We start from the raw sequence: 19,497 nt of genomic DNA, 5'->3' as shown, positions 1-19,497 counted from the left end.
GAGGGCGCCGTTCGAGCTCTCCGACCGCGGATACGTCTGTGGTTTGATCTGAAACGCGCTCGCGACGGGTATCCAAGGATGACGCGCCTCGGCGCGGCCGCGCCGAGTTCGTCGTGTTCCGTCAGTCCGCTCGCGCCGGGGCGAAGACGAAGCGTTGGTAGATCAGGCCGATCCCGATCAGCACCGCGCCGAGCCCGAGGAAGGACAACGCCCGCAAGGGCCCGTCGAGCCCGGAGAGGTCGAAAACAAAGACCTTTACCGTTGAGAGCCCAACCAGTGCCGCCGAGGCGAGCCGTGCCGTCAGGGATTGGCGCAGCAGCCCGTAGGCCAGAAGAACCAGTCCGAAGATCAGCCACCCGGCAGAATAGGCATACCATTCGGGCTGGCTCGTCTCACGGTCGATGCCGAGTTGAGCGCCTTGGAAGCCATGGCGGATCAGCAGCGTCACCGCCAGGAAGCTGAGCACCACGCCGACGCCTCCCGCCCCCAGCACGTACCATTGCGGCCGCGTCTCGCGAGCCGTCCGGGCGAGCGCCAGGGCGACGAGCGCCGGCAGGCCATAGGCGATCAGGATCTCGTTGAAGACCAGGCCGCCAGCCACAGCGTCGTCGGTGAAGTAGGGATTCACCGCAAGCCCCAGCGCAGCGAGGCTCTGCACGAAGGCGATCACCCCGAACGCGAGACTCGCGAAGCGGATCACCGGTGAGCCGTGCACACCGTCCAGGCGCACCAGCACGGTCGCGAAGCCGAGTGCCGAGAGCGACAGCAAGCCGTGCTCCAGGAGCCCGCTATCGAGCGCATAGATGTCGCCTCCATGCAGCGCGTGCCGGATCTCGAAGAAGACGAGGAAGGCTGCGAGCAGCAGGCTCAGCGCCTGCGCGATCAAAGGCGGCGCATCTGGCTTGGCATCGGGCAGGCGGATGATGCGGGAGACGATACCGAAGGCGAGTGCCGGTACTCCATAGCCGACGAGCAGCCAGTTGAAGATCGGCGTGCGTCCGAGCTCTCCGCCAACCACCATCGGGTCCCAGGCGAGCCGTCCGGCCACCACGACCCCGAGACCGGCTACGCACCAGCGAAGGGCAGGGATATCGAGCCGACGGGCGATGGCGCCGGTGCCCAGCGCCGCCAGCGCCATGGCCACGGTGAGAGAGCCGCCGGAGACTGCGAAGACCATGCCCAGAGCGAGGGCTGCCACCGCAGCCGAGCTGAAGGCGCCGAGGCCAATGGTGAGCGCGTCGGCAGGCGTTCTCTCACGTTGAGCGCGGAAGGTGCCGGCCAGCCATGTCATGGCGAGGGCCAGTGCACCAGCGACGACGGCGAAGGAAGGCGAGACCTCGGCCTGTGCCAGTCGCAGGTAGGTCAGCGATAGGGCAGCCAGCGGCGTCAGCGCGGCTCCGGCTGCGTAAGTCAGCAAGGTGGCGAGCGGGAGGCGTCCACCACCGATCAGCCTGAGCGCGCCGGCAGTCGCAATTCCGATGGCGGAGAGCCCAGCTACCGCGATCAGCACGCCCGGATCGGTCGTATCGAGGCGGATCAGGAAGCTGACCCAATCCTCGCTGGGAGGCGGCGCCCACAGCACGATCGTGCCGCACAACGCGAGACCGGCGACGACGAGCCCGGCAGCCAGGGGCGGCATGCAGAAGCCAATCGCAGCAGGGATCGCAACTGCGGCGATTGCTGTGAGAATCCAGAGCGGACCATAGCCGGCACTCGCGGTCAGCCCGAGCAGGGCGACCAGCACCAGCGTCGCCACGGCAAGCACGGCGCTGCCGAAACGGTCAGGCTTTGCCTCCTCGGCCGACGTAGAGCGATGGGGCAGTGCGAAGACGATGCTCGCCAGGATCGCCTGCAATACGCCATGGACTTGCGCCGACCCCGCGACGGTAGCGGTGTAACTCGCAAACCCCAAGACGAGCGCCCAGATCGTCGCACCGATGCCGGCAGCGACGGCGAGCGCGCGCCAGCCCTTCAGCCAAGCGAAGCCGTAGGCGCTCGCCGCGACCACCGGCAGGTAGAAGGCGAGGGGCCAGGGTGTCCCGCTTTTTCCGACAAGGAGCGGCGTCACCATCGCGGCGACGAGGCCAAGCCCAGCCAGGGCTGGCCCATGCAACAGCGCGGCCGTCATGACGCCGAGACCCGTCGCGGCGAGAGCCATGAAGGCGAGCTGCGGTCCGATAAAGTCGTAGAGCGCGTGGGCGGAATAGATCGTGCCGAACAGCGCAACTGTGCCGGCGGCGGTCACCATGGCTGGGATGTCGGGCCACGTCGACGGAACCGGTAGGCTGCCGCGCAGACGCCGCCGCAGGACTTCGCCGATGGCGAGAAGGCCGAGCGCCAGGGCAAACCCCGACAATACCCGCATGGCCGGACCGAAATAGCCTGCCTCAACGGAGTAACGCACCAGCAACGCTGCGCCGAAGGCAAGGGCAACGCCGCCGACCCAGACCGTCCAGCGCGTTCCGAAGCGCTCCTCGAAGGAGGCGCGCGGCTTCTTCGGTTCTGGAGTAGGCGACGACACGGGCATTGATGGCACCGTGGCCGCGGGTCGAGGCGGCTCTCGAGCGGATTCCGGTGTCAGAGCCGGCTCTGCCCGCGTGACAGGCTGGATAGTCTGCGTCTGTGCCGTATGCGCGGCAGGCGGCAGGCGCTCGAAATGCGCCACCTTCTGCTCCAGCGCCTGGATGCGTCTGCGCTGCGACAAGGTGAAGGCCAGTGCGATTGGCCCGGACGCGGCCAGAGCCAGTCCAATCAGCGCCAACCCCAAGAAGAAGATCGTCTCGTCCATCGTCCGCGCGTCCGAATGACCGTCTTCCGAGTTGAGACGATCAACCTCGACCGTCTGTGCGCTCGGTCACGCGCGAAGAAAAGTCAGGATCAGCAAGAGAGGCCGACCTTCCACGACGGTCAGCCGGTTCCAACCCAAGCGGCACCACATAACGAAAGCGCTCTACGGGCTGGAGCCCATGGAGCGCAGCGTCCAGGTGCTGTGCGTGTCGTTACGGGCAGGCGCGACGCTTGCCGCCCTTGGCAATATAGGTCCGCGTTTGCGGATCGTACGTCTTGAAGCGCTTCGCGCAGTAGGCTTCTTGCGCGTCATCGGCCGGCGCGACCTCCTCGCCGTAGGTGGCCGGAGCGTAGTAGCCGTCGTCGTAATAGCCACTCCCGTAGCCGTAGCCGTAGCCCAAGCCGGTGCCGAGACCGAAGCCGTAGACGGGATAGTAGCGGTTACGCCAGCCGTGATGGCCATGCCAACCTGGGCGGCCGGGGCGGTTCCAGCCCGGCCGGCCTCCGAAACCATTGCCAGCAATGCCGCCGGGCCGGCCATGGATGCCCGGGTTCACGCCGCCGGGAAAGCCAGGCCGCACGCCCGGAGTGCCGGGGACAACGACGGCGCCGGGCATCGGTCCAGCTGCAGAGGGCAGACCGCCGATTCCAGCCGGGCGGGCGAAGGTGCCGCCGCCGCCAAACCCGCCTGGGCGCCCAGCGCCAAAGCCACCCCCACCCAAGCCGCCACGGCCGCCTCCGAAGCTGCCTCCGCCCACGTGGCCGCCTCCACCAGCGCCAATGTGGCCACCGCCGCCCGTCGGGAAGTGGCCACCGGTGATGGTCTGAGCTTCGACGATCGCCGATGTCATGGCCAAGCTTCCAATGGCGATAACCGAGGCAAGAAGAATGCGCTTCATGTCTAAAACCGCTGCGTGAAAATCCATCATATGAACCATTAACGCGCGACGACGGGCGAAAGTCCCAGGATAACATTGAATGCGATGATCCGGCGCGCAGCGTAACCGGATCTGCCCAAACTTGTCCTCGCCCGCGCCGCCGCTGATCTTCAGCAGGGCTTCCGGGCTGGGCCGATCATCTTCAGGGCACCCTGTCGGTTGTGTAAATGTCGTGTCGCGCCACCGCCGCCCTCGGCTCCGTTCTCGATGATCCGGCGAGTTTTTCTTGAAGGGTCGAGCAGTCTTTTTCAGGTCCAACCGGCGGACGATTGCGGTAAGCTGTTGCTGTCCAAGCTTGTGCGACCTGCCCTCGAAGTCATTGTGCGGTGCAGCGCAAATCTAAGCAATTCTGCGTCGGCCAGACGCGGTGTATTTTGCATGCATTAGCTTTGGCGAGAAAAATGGCGTCGCGATCCCCTCGAGTGAGCACTTGTCGGGGCCGTCGAACAACGTCGGATACGGGAGGAAGACGCAGCCGATGAAGAAGAACAAGGTCATCACGGCCCAGGAGGCGATCGCGCTCATCCGCGAGAACGACGTCGTGACCACGACCGGGTTCGTCCAGAGCTGCATCCCCGAGGCTCTCCACGCGGCGCTTGAGAAGCGCTTCGTCGACAGTGGCTCGCCCCGCGGCCTGACCCTGATCATGACGGCGGGGGCCGGCGACAGCAAAGGCCTCGGCACTGGCCGCCTGCATCATGACGGCCTGCTCACCCGCGTCATCGCCGCGAATTTCGGTCGGATGCCGAAAGTCGCCCAGGCTGCCGCCGAGAACCGCATCCGCGGCTACAACCTGCCCCAGGGCGTGATCTCGCAGCTCTACCGCGCCTGCGCTGCCGGGCAGCCCGGCCTCTTCTCCAAGGTCGGACTGCACACCTACGTCGATCCGCGCCATGGCGGAGCCAAGGTCAACGAGCTGACCCAGGACGACATCGTCAAGCTGGTCGAGGTCGATGGTGAGGAGTGGCTGTTCTATACGGCCACCAAGATCGACGTCGCCTTCATCCGTGCCACCTCGGCCGATCCGTCGGGCAATCTGAGCTACGAGAAGGAGGCGCTAACGCTCGACTGCCTCGCCCAGGCGATGGCTGCGCGCAACAATGGCGGCATCGTCATCGCCCAGGTCGAGCGCATCGTCGATGATGGCTATCTGCTGCCGAAGGACGTGCGCGTGCCCGGCATCCTCGTCGACTGCGTCGTGGTCGCCGAGCCCGAGATGCACCGCATGAATTACGGCGTCATGCACGATGCCGCTCTGGCTGGCGAAATTCGCGTGCCGGTCACTGGCATCAAGCGGATGGCGCTCAACGAACGCAAGATCATTGCCCGTCGCGCCGCTTTCGAGTTGCCGCCGAACGGCGTGGTCAATCTCGGCGTTGGCGCACCCGAAGGCATCTCGTCGGTCGCGAACGAGGAAAAGATCACCCCCTACATCACGTTGACCACCGAGGCCGGTGCCGTCGGTGGTGTGCTTGCCAGCGGGTCGAGCTTCGGCGCGGCGACGAATGCCGATTGCATCATCGACCAGAACCAGATGTTCGACTTCTACGACGGTGGTGGCCTCGACATGACCTGCCTCGGCATGGCCGAGTGCGATGAGGCCGGCAACGTCAACACGTCGAAGTTCGCCGGCAAGCTCAATGGCTGCGGCGGGTTCATCAACATCAGCCAGAACGCGCGCAGCGTGGTCTTCGCTGGCACCTTCACGGCCGGCGGCCTCGAGATCGCGGTCGATGATGGGCAGGTGAAGATCGTCAAGGAGGGCAGGGCGCGGAAGTTCGTTGCCCAAGTCGCACAGAACACCTTCAGCGGCCCCTATGCGGTGCAAAAATCGCAGCCCGTCATCTACGTGACGGAGCGCTGTGTCTTCCAGCTCACAAAGGAGGGGCTGGAACTGATCGAGGTCGCTCCCGGTATCGACATCGATCGCGATATCCTCCCCCACATGGACTTCAAACCGGTGATCCGGAACCCGGTGCCCATGGATCCGCGCATCTTTCGCGAGGATCCGATGGAGTTGGCCGCCGACCTGCTCAACCTCGATCTCAAGGACCGCGTCAGCTACGACCCGGAGCGCAACCTGCTCTTCATCAACTTGGAAGGTTGGTACTGCCGCGTGAAGAGCGACATGGACGAGCTGCGCCTCACCATCGTCGAGGCTTGCAAGAAGGCCGGCCAGCGCGTGAACTCGGTGGTGAACCACGACGGGTTCAAGCTCAACGAGAACCTCTACGACGACTATGCCGGCATGATTCAATATCTGCAGGCGAACTACTATGCGACGACCACACGTTACGCGACGAGCGCCTTCCTCCGGCTGAAGATGGAAGAGGCGCTGAAAAAGCGCGGCGTCGCTCCGCACGTGTTCGAGCGGAAGGAAGACGCACATTCCTTCGTCGGCACGGTGGACAAGCGGGCAAGGAAGCAGATTTCGCCGGCTGTAGCGGCGGAGTAGTCCTCGTCATCGTGAGCGAAGCGAAACAATCTAGGGCCAACGGGCCTATGCCGCCGGTTTGGCTCTAGATCGTTCATTAAGTTCGCTATGACGGGGATCAGGCGAAGGTCTTCCGCGGATCGAACGCGTCGCGCACAGCCTCGCCGGCAAACACCAGCAAGCTCAGCATCGCCGAGACGACAAAAAACCCGGTCAGCCCGAGCCACGGCGCATTGATGTTGTCCTTACCCTGCGCCAGCAACTCGCCGAGGGAGGCGGAGCCAGGAGGCAGGCCGAAGCCGAGGAAGTCGAGGGAGGTCAGCGTCGTGATCGAGCCGTTCAGGATGAACGGCAGGAAGGTCAGCGTCGCGACCATGGCGTTGGGGAGCAGGTGGCGGGTCATGATCGCCACGTTGGAGAGACCGAGCGCGCGGGCGGCGCGAACGTATTCGAAGTTGCGGGCGCGCAGGAACTCGGCGCGCACCACGCCGACGAGGGCCGTCCAGGCGAACAGCGTCAGGATGCCGAGCAGCGTAAAGAAGCTCGGCGCGAGGAAGGCCGACATGATGATGATCAGGTAGAGCGTCGGCACCGCGCTCCAGATCTCGATGGCGCGCTGGAAGATCAGATCGGTCCAACCGCCGAAATAGCCCTGGATCGCTCCGGCGATGACGCCGATCACCGAGGAGATGGCGGCGAGCACCAAGCCGAACAGCACCGAAATCCGGAAGCCGTAGATCACGCGAGCGAGAACGTCGCGCGAGGCGTTATCGGTGCCGAGCCAATGCTTCTCGATGTCGCGACACCCGAGTTGGCGGCCCTCCGCCTTCACGCCGGCCCGCTCGGCGACGGGCCGGCACTGCTCGTCCGTCAGATTCCAGGTCGGCGGGGAGGGCGACGGCGTCGGCAGGTCGCTCATGAAGGTGTTGTAGGAGTAGGGGATCGGCGGCCAGATCGTCCAGCCGTTCTCCTCGATCTCCTTGCGGGTTTCGGGCGCGCGGTAATCCGTCTGTGCCAGGAAGCCGCCGAACTTCTCGTCCGGATAGTCGACGAGGACGGGCCAGAGCCACTCGCCCTTGTACGAAATGAAGAGCGGCTTGTCGTTGGCAATGAATTCCGCGAACAGGCTTACGACGAACAGCCCAACGAAGACCACTGCAGACCACGAGCCGCGCTTGTTCTTCCAGAAGTTCGCGACGCGGCGGCGGTTGAGCGGCGAGAGCCCGTGCCGGGTCTCCGGCGGCATGGCCTGCATCTGCGGCGCATTGCCGGGCGCGGTCACAGGGACCGCGTCGACTTGCGGGCGCGGCACCTCGTTCATCGGCAAACGGCCTTGGCGCTGAAGACACTCAATCGAGGCGGACTGCCGTGCCCTCGATCTCGTTCGGCCGCAAGGTCCCCTTTTTCTCGAGATGCTTGCGCAACAGGCGGACGTTGCGGCGATTGGCCTTGAAGGCCGCGTCGAACAGGTCGCCTGCTACCGGCACGACACCGACGAGGCCGTCGAAGGCGACGTTCGCCGCCATCCGCGCGATCAGCCAGCGCGGTGCACCGAGCCGCTTTGCCTCGTAGACAATATACGAGGCGATCGCGACGCCCGCGATGTCGCCGATCACTGGCACTAGGCCAATAACCGCGTCGAGGCCCACGCGCCGATTGATGCCCGGAAGCACGAAGGCCGTGTCCATCAGATGCGCGATGTGCTCCAGGCGCCGGAGGCTGGCTTCCGGTCCGGTATCGGTGAAGCGGCGCAGCTCGGCCGCTCCGAAGGGCTCGGCAAAGACGTGCGGGTTGCGGGGCGTATCGGCGGCGCTCATGCCGGAGCATGTGGTCCGTGCCCCCCCTGGCGGCAAGGAAGCGACCGTTGCCCGCGGAAAATTTCATCAGGCGGCGCTCGCGCGGCGCGATAGCCGGTCGAGGGCTGCATCGAGTGTCGCGTCGGTCTTGGCGAAACAGAACCGCACGAGGTTCCTGACCCGCCCCGTCTCGTAGAAAGCACTCACTGGAATTGCGGCAACGCCGTTTTCGCGCACCAGCCTCTCGCAGAAGGCGACGTCGTCGGCGTCGCCGATATCGATGCTGAGGAAATAAGTCGCGGCGCTCGGCAGGACCGTGAAGCCGAGGGCCGACAGACCGTTCGCGAGTCGATTGCGCGAGCGGGCGAGCCCGGCCCGCATGCCCGTGAAGTAAGTTTCGTCCTTCGCCAGACCGTAGGCAGCTGCCTCCTGAAGATTCGGCGGCGTGGTGAAGGTGAGGAACTGGTGGGCGCGGGCGAGCACGCGCATCAGCCCGGGCGCGGCCATCACGAAACCGACCTTCCATCCGGTCAGGCTGAAAATCTTGCCGGCCGAGCCGACCTTGATCGTTCGGTCGCGCATGCCCGGCAGTACCATCAGCGGGACATGGCGGGTGCCATCGAAGACAACGTGCTCCCAGACCTCGTCGCAAAGCGCGACTGCATCGAATTGCCTGCAGTAGCTCGCGAGCAGCAACAGATCGGCTTCACCGAAGACCGTAGCAGAGGGGTTCAGCGGATTGTTGAGGATGACGAGCCGCGTACGCTCCGAGAACGCGGCCGCCAACGCCTCCTCCTCCAGCCGGAAATGCGGAGGCTTCAGCGTGACGAAGCGCGGTACACCGCCGGCCCGGCGGATCAGCGGCAGGTAGGCGTCGTACATCGGCTCGAAGAGCACGACCTCGTCGCCGGATTCGATCAGCGCGAAGATCGCGCCAGCCAAGGCCTCCGTGGCTCCGGAGGTCACCATGACCTCCGTGTCGGGGTCGAGCTCAAGGCCTTGATGGCGGCTGTAATGCGTGGCGATCGCGGTTCGTAGCGAGGCCAAGCCCATCATCGGCGGGTACTGGTTGTAGCCGTCGCGCAGGGCCTTCGCTGCGACCTCGCGCACGTCTTCCGGGCCCGGGTTGTCTGGAAATCCCTGACCCAGATTGATCGCCCCATGCTCGCGGGCGAGCCGCGACATCGTCTCGAAGACCGTAACCGGAAGATCGGCGAAGACGGGATTCATATTCGGCAGATCAGGGGAAGAGGCGACGCCTGTCGCAGAGTGCGCGGCGTCAAGATGAGATCCCGATACCATGAGGGGATATCATGGCGAAACGTGCGGGAGCGCACACCACTTCGCCCCCCGGCGAGCCGCACGACTGACGAATGTTGACAATCGTCAGTCGTGAGATAACTCTCAACCCACGGCCGACCGGCGGCCGCCTGTAGAGAACTCCGCCCCCTCGTTCCCTGCATGTGGCCGCCGGCTCGGTTGTAACGAAGAGGCTGCCGTTCCGCACGGCAGCCTCTTTGCGTTTCTGCCGGACCGATTGGCCGCGCGTCGCTGTCGGTGGCCGTTGCGGACCGTATGACCGGCCTTCGTTCGATTGCCGCCAAGCGCGAGACCAACGCGCGCTGCACTGGGTATCTTACGCAGTGACCAATGGTTCGCAGCGCAGCAACATCCGGGAAACCTGCACGCCGTACTGACGACGTATTGCCGAGAAAGGGTTCGTATCGATCTCCGATGCGTACCTTCGGGTTTCGGGGTGGCTGGTTCCGCTGGCCCGGCAATCCGAAGGCTTCGGGACAAGTCTCGCGGCTGGTTTGCGTTTTCCCGCCGAACGGAAGCACAGTCTGGCTCGTGACGGGTTGGGAATCGGTGTGGCGGTCTGATTGAGTCGAGGATGAACGAGAGTTCGCCGATCCGCAGGGAGACCGCCCGGGAATATCCGGGGCAGGCGCCCACACCCGCCCGCCGGCGCAATCGCGTCGGGCGTTGGATGCTGCTGCTCCTGCTGCTTGGTTTGGCTGGCGCTGTTGCGCACCGGATGTACGAGGCCAAGCAGGCTCCCGCGGGCGCCACGGCGACGAAGCATGGCCGCGGCGGTGGTCGTCACGGCGGTGGCGATATCGCCCAGGCGGTCGGCATCGCCACGGCGTCGACCGGCGACATGCCGATCGTGCTCCAGGGCCTCGGCACCGTGACGCCGCTCGCTACGGTGACGGTGAAGTCGCAGATCAGCGGCTATCTGATGGATATCGGCTTCCGCGAGGGGCAGACCGTCAAGAAGGGCGATTACCTCGCCCAGGTGGACCAGCGGCCTTACGAGGCCCTGCTCGCGCAGAACCAAGGCCAACTCGCCCGGGATCAGGCGCTCCTGCAGAACGCCAAGCTCGACCTGGTGCGCTACCAGACCCTGAACCGCCAGGATTCGATCTCGAAACAGAACGTCGACACGCAGGCTGCCCTGGTAAAGCAGAACGAGGGCACGGTTGCGGCCGACCAGGCGATGGTCGATCAGCAGAAGCTGAACATCGCCTACGCCCGCATAACGTCGCCGGTCGATGGCCGGGTCGGACTGAGGCAAGTCGACCAGGGCAACTACATCTCGGCCGGCTCGACCAACATCGTGGTGGTGACGCAGCTTCACCCGATCTCGGTACTGTTCACCTTGCCCGAGGACGACGTTGCGCGGGTGATGAAGCGTATGCGCGAGGGCGCCAAGCTGACAGTGCGCGCCTACGACCGGGGTGACCAGCACGAGATCGCCACCGGCTCCCTCGACACGATCGACAACCAGATCGACGTCACCACCGGCACGGTGAAGCTGCGCGCGCTGTTCCAGAACGACGAGGAGACGCTGTTTCCGAACCAGTTCGTCAATGCGAAGCTCACCGTCGACACGATCAAGAACGCCACCGTCGTCCCGACATCGGCGATCCTGCGTGGCACGCCCGGCGCTTACGTCTACCTGATGCAGGGCGACGACAAGGTCACCGTGCGACCGATCACCGTTGGCGAGACGGATGGTGTCCGCGCCGTCGTCACGGCCGGCCTCCAGCCCGGTGACCGCATCGTCACGGACGGCACCGACCGCTTGCGCGAGGGGGCACCAGTGCGGATTACGGCCGGCGGCCAGAAGAAGGCCAGCGGTGCGCCGGGTGACAACACGGCGCCGGGTGCGGCCTCCTCACAGCAGGCCGAGACGGGCAGCGCCGGTAAGACGGATGGCGGCAAGGCACCGGACGGCCAGGGCGACGCCGTACAGACCCAAGGCGGCGAGCACCCGCACCGGCGCGGCCGACAGAAGGCTCAGTGATGAGACGCGCGACGGCCTCGCGCTCCCTCTCTTCCCGCAGGCGGGGAGAGAGGATGCGCAAAGTGGCCTAGGCATACGCCATGAACCCGTCGCGTATCTTCATTCTGCGCCCCGTGGCGACGACGCTGCTGATGCTGGCGATCCTGATCGTCGGCATGGTCTCGTACGTGGGCCTTCCGGTCTCCGCGCTCCCTGCCGTCGACTATCCGACGATCCAAGTTCAGACTTTCTATCCGGGGGCGAGCCCCGAGGTGATGACCTCGGCCGTCACTGCGCCGCTGGAGCGTCAGTTCGGCCAGATGGCCAACCTCAGCCAGATGTCGTCGCAGAGCTCGGCCGGCGCGTCGGTCATCACTCTCCAGTTCAGCCTCGACATCTCCCTCGACATCGCCGAGCAATCCGTCCAAGCGGCGATCAACGCGGCCGGTAACCTTCTGCCGTCGGACCTGCCGGCGCCACCGGTTTACGCGAAGGTGAATCCGGCCGATGCGCCGATCCTGACGCTCGCGTTGACGTCGTCGACGATGCCGCTGACGCAGGTACGCGACCTCGCCGAGACGCGACTCGCGCAGAAGATCTCACAGGTTGCCGGCGTCGGCCTCGTCAGCATGGGCGGTGGGCAGCGCCCGGCCGTACGGGTGCGGTTCAATTCCCTGGCGCTCGCCGCCTACGGGCTGAACATCGACGACCTGCGCACCACGATCTCGAACCTCAACGTCAATACGCCCAAGGGCAATATCGACGGGCCGACCCAGTCCTACACGATCAATGCCAACGATCAGGTCCGCGACCCGGCAGTCTATTCGAGCGCGATCATCGCCTACAAGAACGGCTCGCCGGTGCACCTGTCGGATGTGGCGGAAGTGGTCGACGGAGCCGAAAACACCAAACTCGGCGCCTGGATGGACCGGACGCCGGCTGTCATCCTGAACATCCAGCGCCAGCCCGGCGCAAACGTCATCGAGACGGTCGACAAGATCAAGGCCTTGCTCCCGCAATTGCAGGCCAGCATGCCGGCGGCTGTCGGCATCGCGCTGCTTACCGACCGCACGATCACGATTCGCGCCTCGGTCGAGGACGTGCAATTCGAGCTTCTCCTCGCCATCGCGCTGGTGGTGATGGTGATCTTCCTGTTCCTGCGCAGCGTCTCAGCAACGATCATCCCGAGCCTGTCGGTGCCGCTGTCCCTGGTCGGTGCGCTGGCGGCGATGAGCGTCTGGGGTTTCTCCCTCGACAACCTCTCGCTGATGGCGCTGACCATCGCCACCGGCTTCGTCGTCGATGATGCGATCGTGGTGATCGAGAACATCGCCCGTCACGTCGAGGAGGGGATGTCGCCACTCGAAGCCGCAATGAAGGGCAGCAAGGAGATTGGCTTCACGATCGTGTCGCTGACCGTATCGCTGATCGCGGTGCTGATCCCTCTGCTGTTCATGGGCGATGTCGTCGGCCGGCTCTTCCACGAATTCGCGATCACGCTTGCCGCGACCATTGTCATCTCGGCCTTCGTCTCGCTGACGCTTGTGCCGATGATGTGCGCGCGTCTTCTCAAGCCGGAAGCCCACGGCGAGCGGCGCGAGGGTTTTATCGGTCGCGCCGGTCGCCGCCTCACCGAGGGGACCATCGCAGCCTATGGCCGAGCGCTCCGCGTGGTTCTCGCCAACCAGGGCCTCACGCTCATCGTCACCGTCGGGACGATCGCGCTGACTGCCTACCTGTTCGTGGTGATCCCGAAGGGTTTCTTCCCGGTCCAGGACACCGGCGTCATCCAGGGCATCTCGCAGGCTGATCAAAGCGTCTCGTATGCGGCCATGGCCGAACGCCAGCAGCAGCTCGCCGACGTCGTGCTGAAAGACCCGGACGTCGCCAACTTGTCCTCTTTCATCGGCGTCGACGGGCAGAACGTGACGCTGAATTCCGGCCGGATGCTGATCAACCTGAAACCTCAGGCCGAGCGCTCGGCGAGCGCCAGCGAGATCATCCGGCGCCTCAACGGGGCGACTCGGCAGGTGCCAGGCGTGCGCCTCTACATGCAGCCGGTTCAGGACCTGACCATCGACACGGCGGTCTCGGCGACGCAGTACCAGGTCATCCTGGAGAACCCGAACCTCTCCGAGTTCGAGACCTGGGTGCCGCGCTTCGTCGATGCGCTACAGGCCTCGCCGCTCCTCGCCGACGTCACCAGCGACTACCAGGGCAACGGGCTCGCAGCCTACGTCACCATCGATCGGCCCACCGCTGGCCGCTACGGGATCACGCCGGCTTCCGTGGACAACGCGCTCTACGATGCCTTCGGCCAGCGCATCATCTCCACGATCTTCTCGCAGTCGAACCAGTATCGCGTGATCCTCGAAGCCGATCCCGCGCTCCACACGACCCTGGATTCGTTGAAGAAGCTCTATTTGCCGTCTTCCACCGCGGCGTCGGGCCAGGTGCCGCTCTCGGCCATCGCCCGGATCGAGGAACGCCGCGCGCCGCTGCTCGTCGGCCATCTCGGCCAGTTCCCGGCCACGACCGTGTCGTTCAACCTCGCCCCGGGTGCAGCACTCGGGCAGGCGGTCGATGCCATCGAGAAAACCCGCAAGGAGATCGGCCTGCCGGCGAGCTTCAACGTCGTGCCGCAGGGCTCGGTCTTCGCCTTCCAGTCGGCGCTCTCGAACGAACTGCTGCTGATCCTCGCGGCGATCGTCACCGTCTACATCGTGCTCGGTGTGCTCTACGAGAGCTTCATCCACCCGATCACGATTCTCTCGACCCTGCCTTCGGCCGGCATCGGCGCCCTGCTCGGGCTGATGCTGTTCGGGCTCTCCCTCGACATCATCGCGATCATCGGCATCGTCCTGCTGATCGGCATCGTGAAGAAGAACGCGATCATGATGATCGACTTCGCGCTCCAGGCGGAGCGCGAGGAGGGCATGAGCCCTCGTGACGCGATCTACGAAGCCTGCCTGCTGCGCTTTCGCCCGATCCTGATGACTACCTTCGCTGCCCTGTTCGCGGCAGTGCCGCTGATCCTCGGGACAGGCGTCGGCTCCGAGTTACGCCAGCCGCTGGGCATCGTCATCGCTGGCGGCCTCATCGTCAGTCAGGTCCTGACGCTGTTCACGACGCCCGTGATCTACCTCGCTTTCGACCGGCTGGAGCGCCGGCTGACGGGCCGACGAGAGGGTGGCTTCCGCACGGGTGAGGCGCTGCCGTGAACATCTCGGAGCCGTTTATCCGGCGCCCGATCGCCACGACCCTGCTCACCGTCGGCGTTCTGCTGGCGGGGATCTTTGCCTTCATCAAGCTGCCGGTAGCGCCGCTGCCGCAGGTCGACTTTCCCGTCATCCTCGTCCAGGCGCAGATGGCTGGCGCCTCGCCGGAGACCATGGCGACGACGGTAGCCGCGCCGCTGGAGCGACGGCTCGGTATTATCGCCGACGTCAACGAGATGACGTCGACGAGCTCCACCGGCAGCGTCCGCATCGTCCTGCTGTTCGGTCTCAACCGCGATATCGACGGGGCCGCCCGTGACGTCCAGGCTGCCATCAACGCAGCGCGCGCGGATCTGCCAACGGCGCTGCGCCAGAACCCGACCTACCGGAAGTTCAACCCGGCCGACGCGCCGATCCTGATCCTGGGCCTGACCTCGAACACGCTCTCGCCCGGTCAGCTCTACGACTCGGCAGCTACGGTCGTTCAGCAGAAGATGTCCCAGGTCGAGGGCATCGGGAATGTCGATATCGGCGGCTCGTCGCTGCCGGCCGTGCGCGTCGAGCTCGATCCGACTGCCCTGTTCAACTACGGCATCGGCCTGGAGGGCATTCGCGCGGCGCTGGCCTCCGCCAACGCGAACTCGCCCAAGGGCGACGTGACCGCAGGCGACCGCCGCTACCAGCTCTATGCCAACGACCAGGGGCGAAAGGCCGCCGATTATCGCGACATCGTCGTCGCCTACCGCAACGGTGCGGGCGTGCGGCTAACTGATGTCGGTGCGGTCGAGGATTCCGTCGAGGACAAGCGCAACCTCGGCCTCGTCAACGGCAAGCCCGGCGTCATCCTGTTCATATACAAGCAGCCGAACTCCAACGTCGTCGAGACGGTGAAGCGGGTGAAGGAGGCGATCCCGCAGATTCAGGCCGCGCTTCCAGGCGATATCGACCTCAACATTTCCGGCGATCGGTCGGCGACGATCCGGGCTTCCCTGAAGGAGACCGAAGAGACGCTGATCATCGCCGTCGTTCTCGTGATCCTGGTCGTGTTCGTGTTTCTGCGCTCGGGACACGCGACCATGATCCCGGCGGTGGCCGTGCCGATCTCGATCATCGGTACCTTCGCCGCGATGTATCTCTGCGGCTTCTCGCTCAACATCCTGTCGCTGATGGCGCTGATCATCGCGACCGGCTTCGTTGTCGACGACGCCATCGTAGTCCTCGAGAACATCCAGCGGCACATCGAAGCCGGGAAGCCGCGGATGGAGGCGGCGTTGCTCGGCGCGCGCGAGGTCGGCTTCACCGTAATCTCGATGAGCCTGTCGCTCGTCGCGGTGTTTCTGCCGATCCTCATGATGGGCGGCATTGTCGGCCGGCTCTTTCGGGAATTCGCGGTCACGCTCTCGCTGGCGATCCTGATTTCGCTCGTGGTCTCGCTGACCACGACGCCGATGATGTGTGCACGCTTCCTCAAGCCGCACGGTCATCCGGCAAAGTCCAAGCGCCCCAACCTTTTCGTCAGGATGCTGGAAGGGGGGTTCGACGGCTTGCTGCGCGGCTATGAGCGCTCGCTCGGCTTCGCCCTGCGCCATCGCCGCCTCGTGCTGCTCAGCGTGTTCGTGACGATCGGGCTCAACGTCTACCTCTACGTGATCGTACCGAAAGGCTTCTTTCCGGAGCAGGATACCGGGCAGCTCATGGGTGGCGTTCAGGCCGACCAGCGCATCTCGTTCCAGTCCATGAAGGAGAAGCTGACGCGCGCGAGTGCCATTGTGCAGGCCGATCCCGCCGTCGAGAGCATCGTGGGCTTCACGGGTGGACGCGGGACCAATTCGGCCAACGTCTTCGTGGGCCTGAAGCCGCTGGGGGAGCGCCCGCCGATCGAGACGGTGATGGCGCGGTTGAGGCCGAAGCTTTCGCAGGTTGCGGGGGCGAGACTGTTTCTCTTCGCCCGGCAGGACCTGAAGATGGGCGGGCGGCAGAGCTTCGCACAGTATCAATACGCGCTTCAGGCCGATTCGGCTGACGAGCTCTATGCCTGGGCGCCGAAGCTCGTGACGGAACTCCAGAAGCAGACGGACCTCTTCGCCGACGTGACCTCCGACCAGCAGGAGGGCGGCCTGGAGAGCCGGATCGTGATCGACCGGCCGACGGCCTACCGCTACGGCATCACGCCCGACAAGATCGACCAGACGCTCTACGACGCCTTCGGCCAGCGCCAAGTTTCGACGATCTACAACCCTCTGAACCAGTATCACGTCGTGATGGAGATTGCGCCGCGCTATCTCCAGAGCCCCGAGACACTGAAGATGATCTACGTCTCGACCTCGGGCGGCAACGCGCGCGGCTCGGCCACCACCAACGCGGTGGCTGGCACCGTCACCGGCCCGTCGAGCGCGGCGGCGACGTCGAACGCTGGCGGTTCGTCTTCGCCGCCGACGTCGGGCTCCGTCGGCAGCGCGACGTCGGCGGTCTCGGGCACGCAGGGCGGCGCTCCGGCGGGAAGTGTCGGCTCGACTGTCGCATCGTCCGGAGCGGGATCGGGCACATCGACGAGCAGCAGCACGGCCTCCTCGGTCGCCTCGGATTCCGCGCGTAACGCCGCCTCCAACGCGATCGCCGCGAGCAAGGGAGGGGCATCGTCCAGCGCGCCGGTCTCGAGCGCCAAGGAGACGATGGTGCCGCTGTCGGCCTTTGTGCGCTTCGAGACCGGCACGGCGCCGGTTCAAGTCAGTCACCAGGGTCTTTTCGTGGCGACGACGGTCTCGTTCAATCTGGCGCCGGGCAAGAGCCTTTCAGACGCTACCGCGGCGATCGAGAAGGTGATGACCGAGCTGCGCATGCCGGCCACCATTCACGGCGAGTTCGCAGGCGCCGCCAAGAACTACCAGGATTCGGCTTCGCGCCAGCCGTTGCTGATCCTCGGCGCGCTGCTCGCAGTCTACGCGGTGCTCGGGATCCTCTACGAGAGCTACATCCACCCGATCACGATTCTCTCGACGCTGCCCTCGGCGGGGATCGGCGCCGTATTGGCGTTGCTCGCCACCGGTACCGAGTTCACGCTGATCGCACTCATCGCCGTCTTCCTGCTGATCGGCATCGTGAAGAAGAACGCGATTCTGATGATCGATTTCGCCCTTGATGCCGAACGCACGCGCGGCGTTGCGCCGGCCGATGCGATCTATGAGGCCTGCCTCTTGCGCTTCCGGCCCATCATGATGACAACGGCGGCCGCGCTTCTCGGCGCCGCGCCGCTGGTGCTGGCGATGGGGGAGGGCGCGGAGCTCCGCCATCCTCTCGGTATCGCGATCGTCGGCGGCCTCATCGTGAGCCAGATCCTGACCCTCTACACGACCCCCGTCGTCTACCTTTACCTCGACCGGCTGCGCCTTTGGGCGCTGAACCGGCGCAGGAGACGGACGGGCGGCGGCGCGGCTCCGATCCCGGCCGAGTGATGTCCCTCAAGCTCATCCGCATGGCGGCGGCCCTCACCGTGGCCGCCTCGACCTCGGGCTGCCTCGTCGGTCCCGATTACGCACGCCCCTCCGTCGAGACCCCGCTCGGGTTCAAGGAGGGTGGAACGCGCGAGGACAGTGTCGCCTGGGTCCAGAAGAAGAAGGGCTGGCGGCCGGCGCAGCCAAATGACGGCGCCGTCCGCGGTGATTGGTGGCGGGTGTTCCGCGATCCGACCCTCGACCGCCTCATGCGGCTCGTCGATGTCGACAACCAGAACCTCCGGGCGACCGTTGCCAACTATTCGCAGGCACGCGCCCTCGTCGCGCAGTCCCGTGCCGCGCTCTTCCCGACGGTTATCGGCGCGCCGACGATCACCCGCGCCCGCTCGTCCGGCTCCGAGCGGACTAGCTATCAACTGCAGGGTCAGGCCACCTGGGAGCCCGATCTGTTCGGTCGGATTCGGCGCCAACTCGAGAGCGACGTCGCCAGCGCCCAAGCCTCGGCGGCCGATATCGGCCTGGTGCGGCTCGGGATCCAGGCGGAACTCGCCACGACCTACCTGCAGCTCCGCTACCAGGACACGCTGAAGAAGGTCCTCCAGGAGAATGTGGAGGGCTACAAGCGCAGCCTTGGCATCGCCGAGAACCAGTACAATGCCGGTGTCGCCGCGCGCTCCGACGTGATCACGGCGCAGACACAGCTTCAGACGACAGAGGCGGCGGTCATCGCCACCGATGTTCAGCGCGCCGTGTACGAGCATGCGCTCGCCACGCTGATCGGCCGCCCGCCTTCCGAGCTTAACATCCCGATCGGGCGGCTTGCGGAACGCCCGCCCTCGGTGCCGGTGGGCGTCCCTTCGGAGTTGCTGGAGCGACGCCCCGACGTTGCCCAGGCCGAGCGCCTGGTCCAGGCGCAGAGCGAGCAGATCGGCGTCGCTGTCGCGGCCTTCTTTCCGACGGTGACGCTCTCCGCCTCTGGCGGCTTCGCGGGCCTGACCCGCGACGGCATTTTCTCGGCGACGAACACGGTCTGGTCGGTGGCCGCGGCTGGCAGCGAAGTTCTGTTCGACGGGGGCGCGCGCAGCGCGGCGGTCCAGTCGGCCCGCGCTGGCTACGACGCGGCCGTGGCGACCTATCGTCAAACCGTGCTCACGGCTTTCGGCGAAGTCGAAAACGACCTCTCGGGTGTGCGTATCCTGGCCCGCCAGCAGGCCAAGCAGGACGAGGCTGTGGTCTCCGCCCGCAAGGCCGTTGAGATCACCCTCAACGAATACCGCGCCGGCACGCAGAACTACACGACGGTCGTCACCGCGCAGGCGCTGCAGGTGAGCAACCAAGTCGCCGCGCTGCAGGTGAAGCTCAGCCGCTTCACCACGGCGGTCGACCTGATCCGCGCCATCGGCGGCGGCTGGGATGCCCGCTCCCTTCCGACGGGCGAGGAGCTGAAGGACAAAGCGCTCGACCTTCCGGTCGATCACGGCCAGGCCCTGCGCACCGAGGAGTGACACTGCGCCGGTCGCATCGGCGCGCGGGGCATGGAACGCCACGGGTGCCGACCGGTTGATCCGCCGCTGCCGCGTTGC

10 protein-coding genes are annotated in these 19,497 nt (G+C 65.7%); 5 read left to right on the top strand and 5 right to left on the bottom strand.

Going from position 1 to position 19,497, the window contains the following annotated elements; all coding sequences use genetic code 11:
* Nucleotides 1–121: 121 nt before the first annotated feature.
* Both HCU64_RS01000 and HCU64_RS00995 read right to left on the bottom strand, forming a co-directional pair.
* Nucleotides 122–2,788: a DUF2339 domain-containing protein gene (locus tag HCU64_RS01000; RefSeq protein ID WP_233381934.1), complete on the bottom strand. Its 2,667-nt coding sequence runs from the start codon at nucleotides 2,786–2,788 to the stop codon at nucleotides 122–124.
* A 211-nt stretch (nucleotides 2,789–2,999) separates the two neighbouring features.
* A complete protein-coding gene (locus HCU64_RS00995) occupies nucleotides 3,000–3,638 on the bottom strand; it encodes a BA14K family protein (protein ID WP_233381933.1) in 639 nt (212 codons plus the stop codon).
* A 565-nt stretch (nucleotides 3,639–4,203) separates the two neighbouring features.
* Between HCU64_RS00995 and HCU64_RS00990 the strand changes: the two genes are divergently transcribed.
* Nucleotides 4,204–6,180, top strand: a complete 1,977-nt coding sequence (locus tag HCU64_RS00990; protein ID WP_233381932.1) for an acyl CoA:acetate/3-ketoacid CoA transferase — start codon at nucleotides 4,204–4,206, stop codon at nucleotides 6,178–6,180.
* A 97-nt stretch (nucleotides 6,181–6,277) separates the two neighbouring features.
* Here HCU64_RS00990 and HCU64_RS00985 read toward each other — a convergent pair whose 3' ends face one another.
* From HCU64_RS00985 to HCU64_RS00975, 3 genes are all read right to left on the bottom strand, one after another.
* A complete protein-coding gene (locus HCU64_RS00985; protein ID WP_233381931.1) occupies nucleotides 6,278–7,480 on the bottom strand; it encodes an ABC transporter permease in 1,203 nt (400 codons plus the stop codon).
* Between the two features lie 28 nt (nucleotides 7,481–7,508).
* Nucleotides 7,509–7,976 carry a DUF4112 domain-containing protein gene (locus tag HCU64_RS00980; protein ID WP_233381930.1) on the bottom strand — a complete coding sequence of 156 codons (468 nt, stop codon included), beginning with the start codon at nucleotides 7,974–7,976 and terminating at the stop codon, nucleotides 7,509–7,511.
* 66 nt (nucleotides 7,977–8,042) lie between these two features.
* Entirely contained in the window at nucleotides 8,043–9,185 is a 1,143-nt protein-coding gene (locus tag HCU64_RS00975; RefSeq protein ID WP_233381929.1) for an aminotransferase, read from the bottom strand.
* A 664-nt stretch (nucleotides 9,186–9,849) separates the two neighbouring features.
* On the opposite strand from HCU64_RS00975, the gene HCU64_RS00970 reads away from it, so the two are divergent.
* The 4 genes from HCU64_RS00970 (at nucleotide 9,850) to HCU64_RS00955 (ending at nucleotide 19,419) form a co-directional block, all read left to right on the top strand.
* Nucleotides 9,850–11,265 (top strand): MdtA/MuxA family multidrug efflux RND transporter periplasmic adaptor subunit, encoded by a 1,416-nt coding sequence (locus tag HCU64_RS00970; RefSeq protein ID WP_233381928.1) that lies wholly within the window; start codon nucleotides 9,850–9,852, stop codon nucleotides 11,263–11,265.
* An 80-nt stretch (nucleotides 11,266–11,345) separates the two neighbouring features.
* Nucleotides 11,346–14,465, top strand: a complete 3,120-nt coding sequence (locus tag HCU64_RS00965; protein WP_233381927.1) for an MdtB/MuxB family multidrug efflux RND transporter permease subunit — start codon at nucleotides 11,346–11,348, stop codon at nucleotides 14,463–14,465.
* On the top strand, nucleotides 14,462–17,914 hold the full coding sequence (locus tag HCU64_RS00960) for an efflux RND transporter permease subunit (protein ID WP_233381926.1): 3,453 nt from the start codon (nucleotides 14,462–14,464) through the stop codon (nucleotides 17,912–17,914). Before HCU64_RS00965 ends, HCU64_RS00960 begins: the two co-directional genes overlap by 4 nt.
* The gene (locus tag HCU64_RS00955) at nucleotides 17,914–19,419 is read left to right on the top strand and encodes an efflux transporter outer membrane subunit (protein ID WP_233381925.1); all 1,506 of its coding nucleotides are present in this window, start codon (nucleotides 17,914–17,916) and stop codon (nucleotides 19,417–19,419) included. Before HCU64_RS00960 ends, HCU64_RS00955 begins: the two co-directional genes overlap by 1 nt.
* Nucleotides 19,420–19,497: the final 78 nt, after the last annotated feature.

This window comes from Methylobacterium sp. C25 (assembly GCF_021352225.1).
In the GTDB taxonomy this organism is placed as follows: domain Bacteria; phylum Pseudomonadota; class Alphaproteobacteria; order Rhizobiales; family Beijerinckiaceae; genus Methylobacterium.
The sequence above is the reverse complement of the archived record's forward strand: the minus strand, read 5'-3'. Positions and strand labels throughout refer to the sequence as shown.

Excerpts from the sequence above, each read along its gene's own strand:
- HCU64_RS01000 (WP_233381934.1), bottom strand. The coding sequence starts at position 2,788 with ATGGACGAGACGATCTTCTTCTTGGGGTTGGCGCTGATTGGACTGGCT.
- HCU64_RS00995 (WP_233381933.1), bottom strand. The coding sequence starts at position 3,638 with ATGACATCGGCGATCGTCGAAGCTCAGACCATCACCGGTGGCCACTTC.
- HCU64_RS00990 (WP_233381932.1), top strand. The coding sequence starts at position 4,204 with ATGAAGAAGAACAAGGTCATCACGGCCCAGGAGGCGATCGCGCTCATC.
- HCU64_RS00985 (WP_233381931.1), bottom strand. The coding sequence starts at position 7,480 with ATGAACGAGGTGCCGCGCCCGCAAGTCGACGCGGTCCCTGTGACCGCG.
- HCU64_RS00980 (WP_233381930.1), bottom strand. The coding sequence starts at position 7,976 with ATGAGCGCCGCCGATACGCCCCGCAACCCGCACGTCTTTGCCGAGCCC.
- HCU64_RS00975 (WP_233381929.1), bottom strand. The coding sequence starts at position 9,185 with ATGAATCCCGTCTTCGCCGATCTTCCGGTTACGGTCTTCGAGACGATG.
- HCU64_RS00970 (WP_233381928.1), top strand. The coding sequence starts at position 9,850 with ATGAACGAGAGTTCGCCGATCCGCAGGGAGACCGCCCGGGAATATCCG.
- HCU64_RS00965 (WP_233381927.1), top strand. The coding sequence starts at position 11,346 with ATGAACCCGTCGCGTATCTTCATTCTGCGCCCCGTGGCGACGACGCTG.
- HCU64_RS00955 (WP_233381925.1), top strand. The coding sequence starts at position 17,914 with ATGTCCCTCAAGCTCATCCGCATGGCGGCGGCCCTCACCGTGGCCGCC.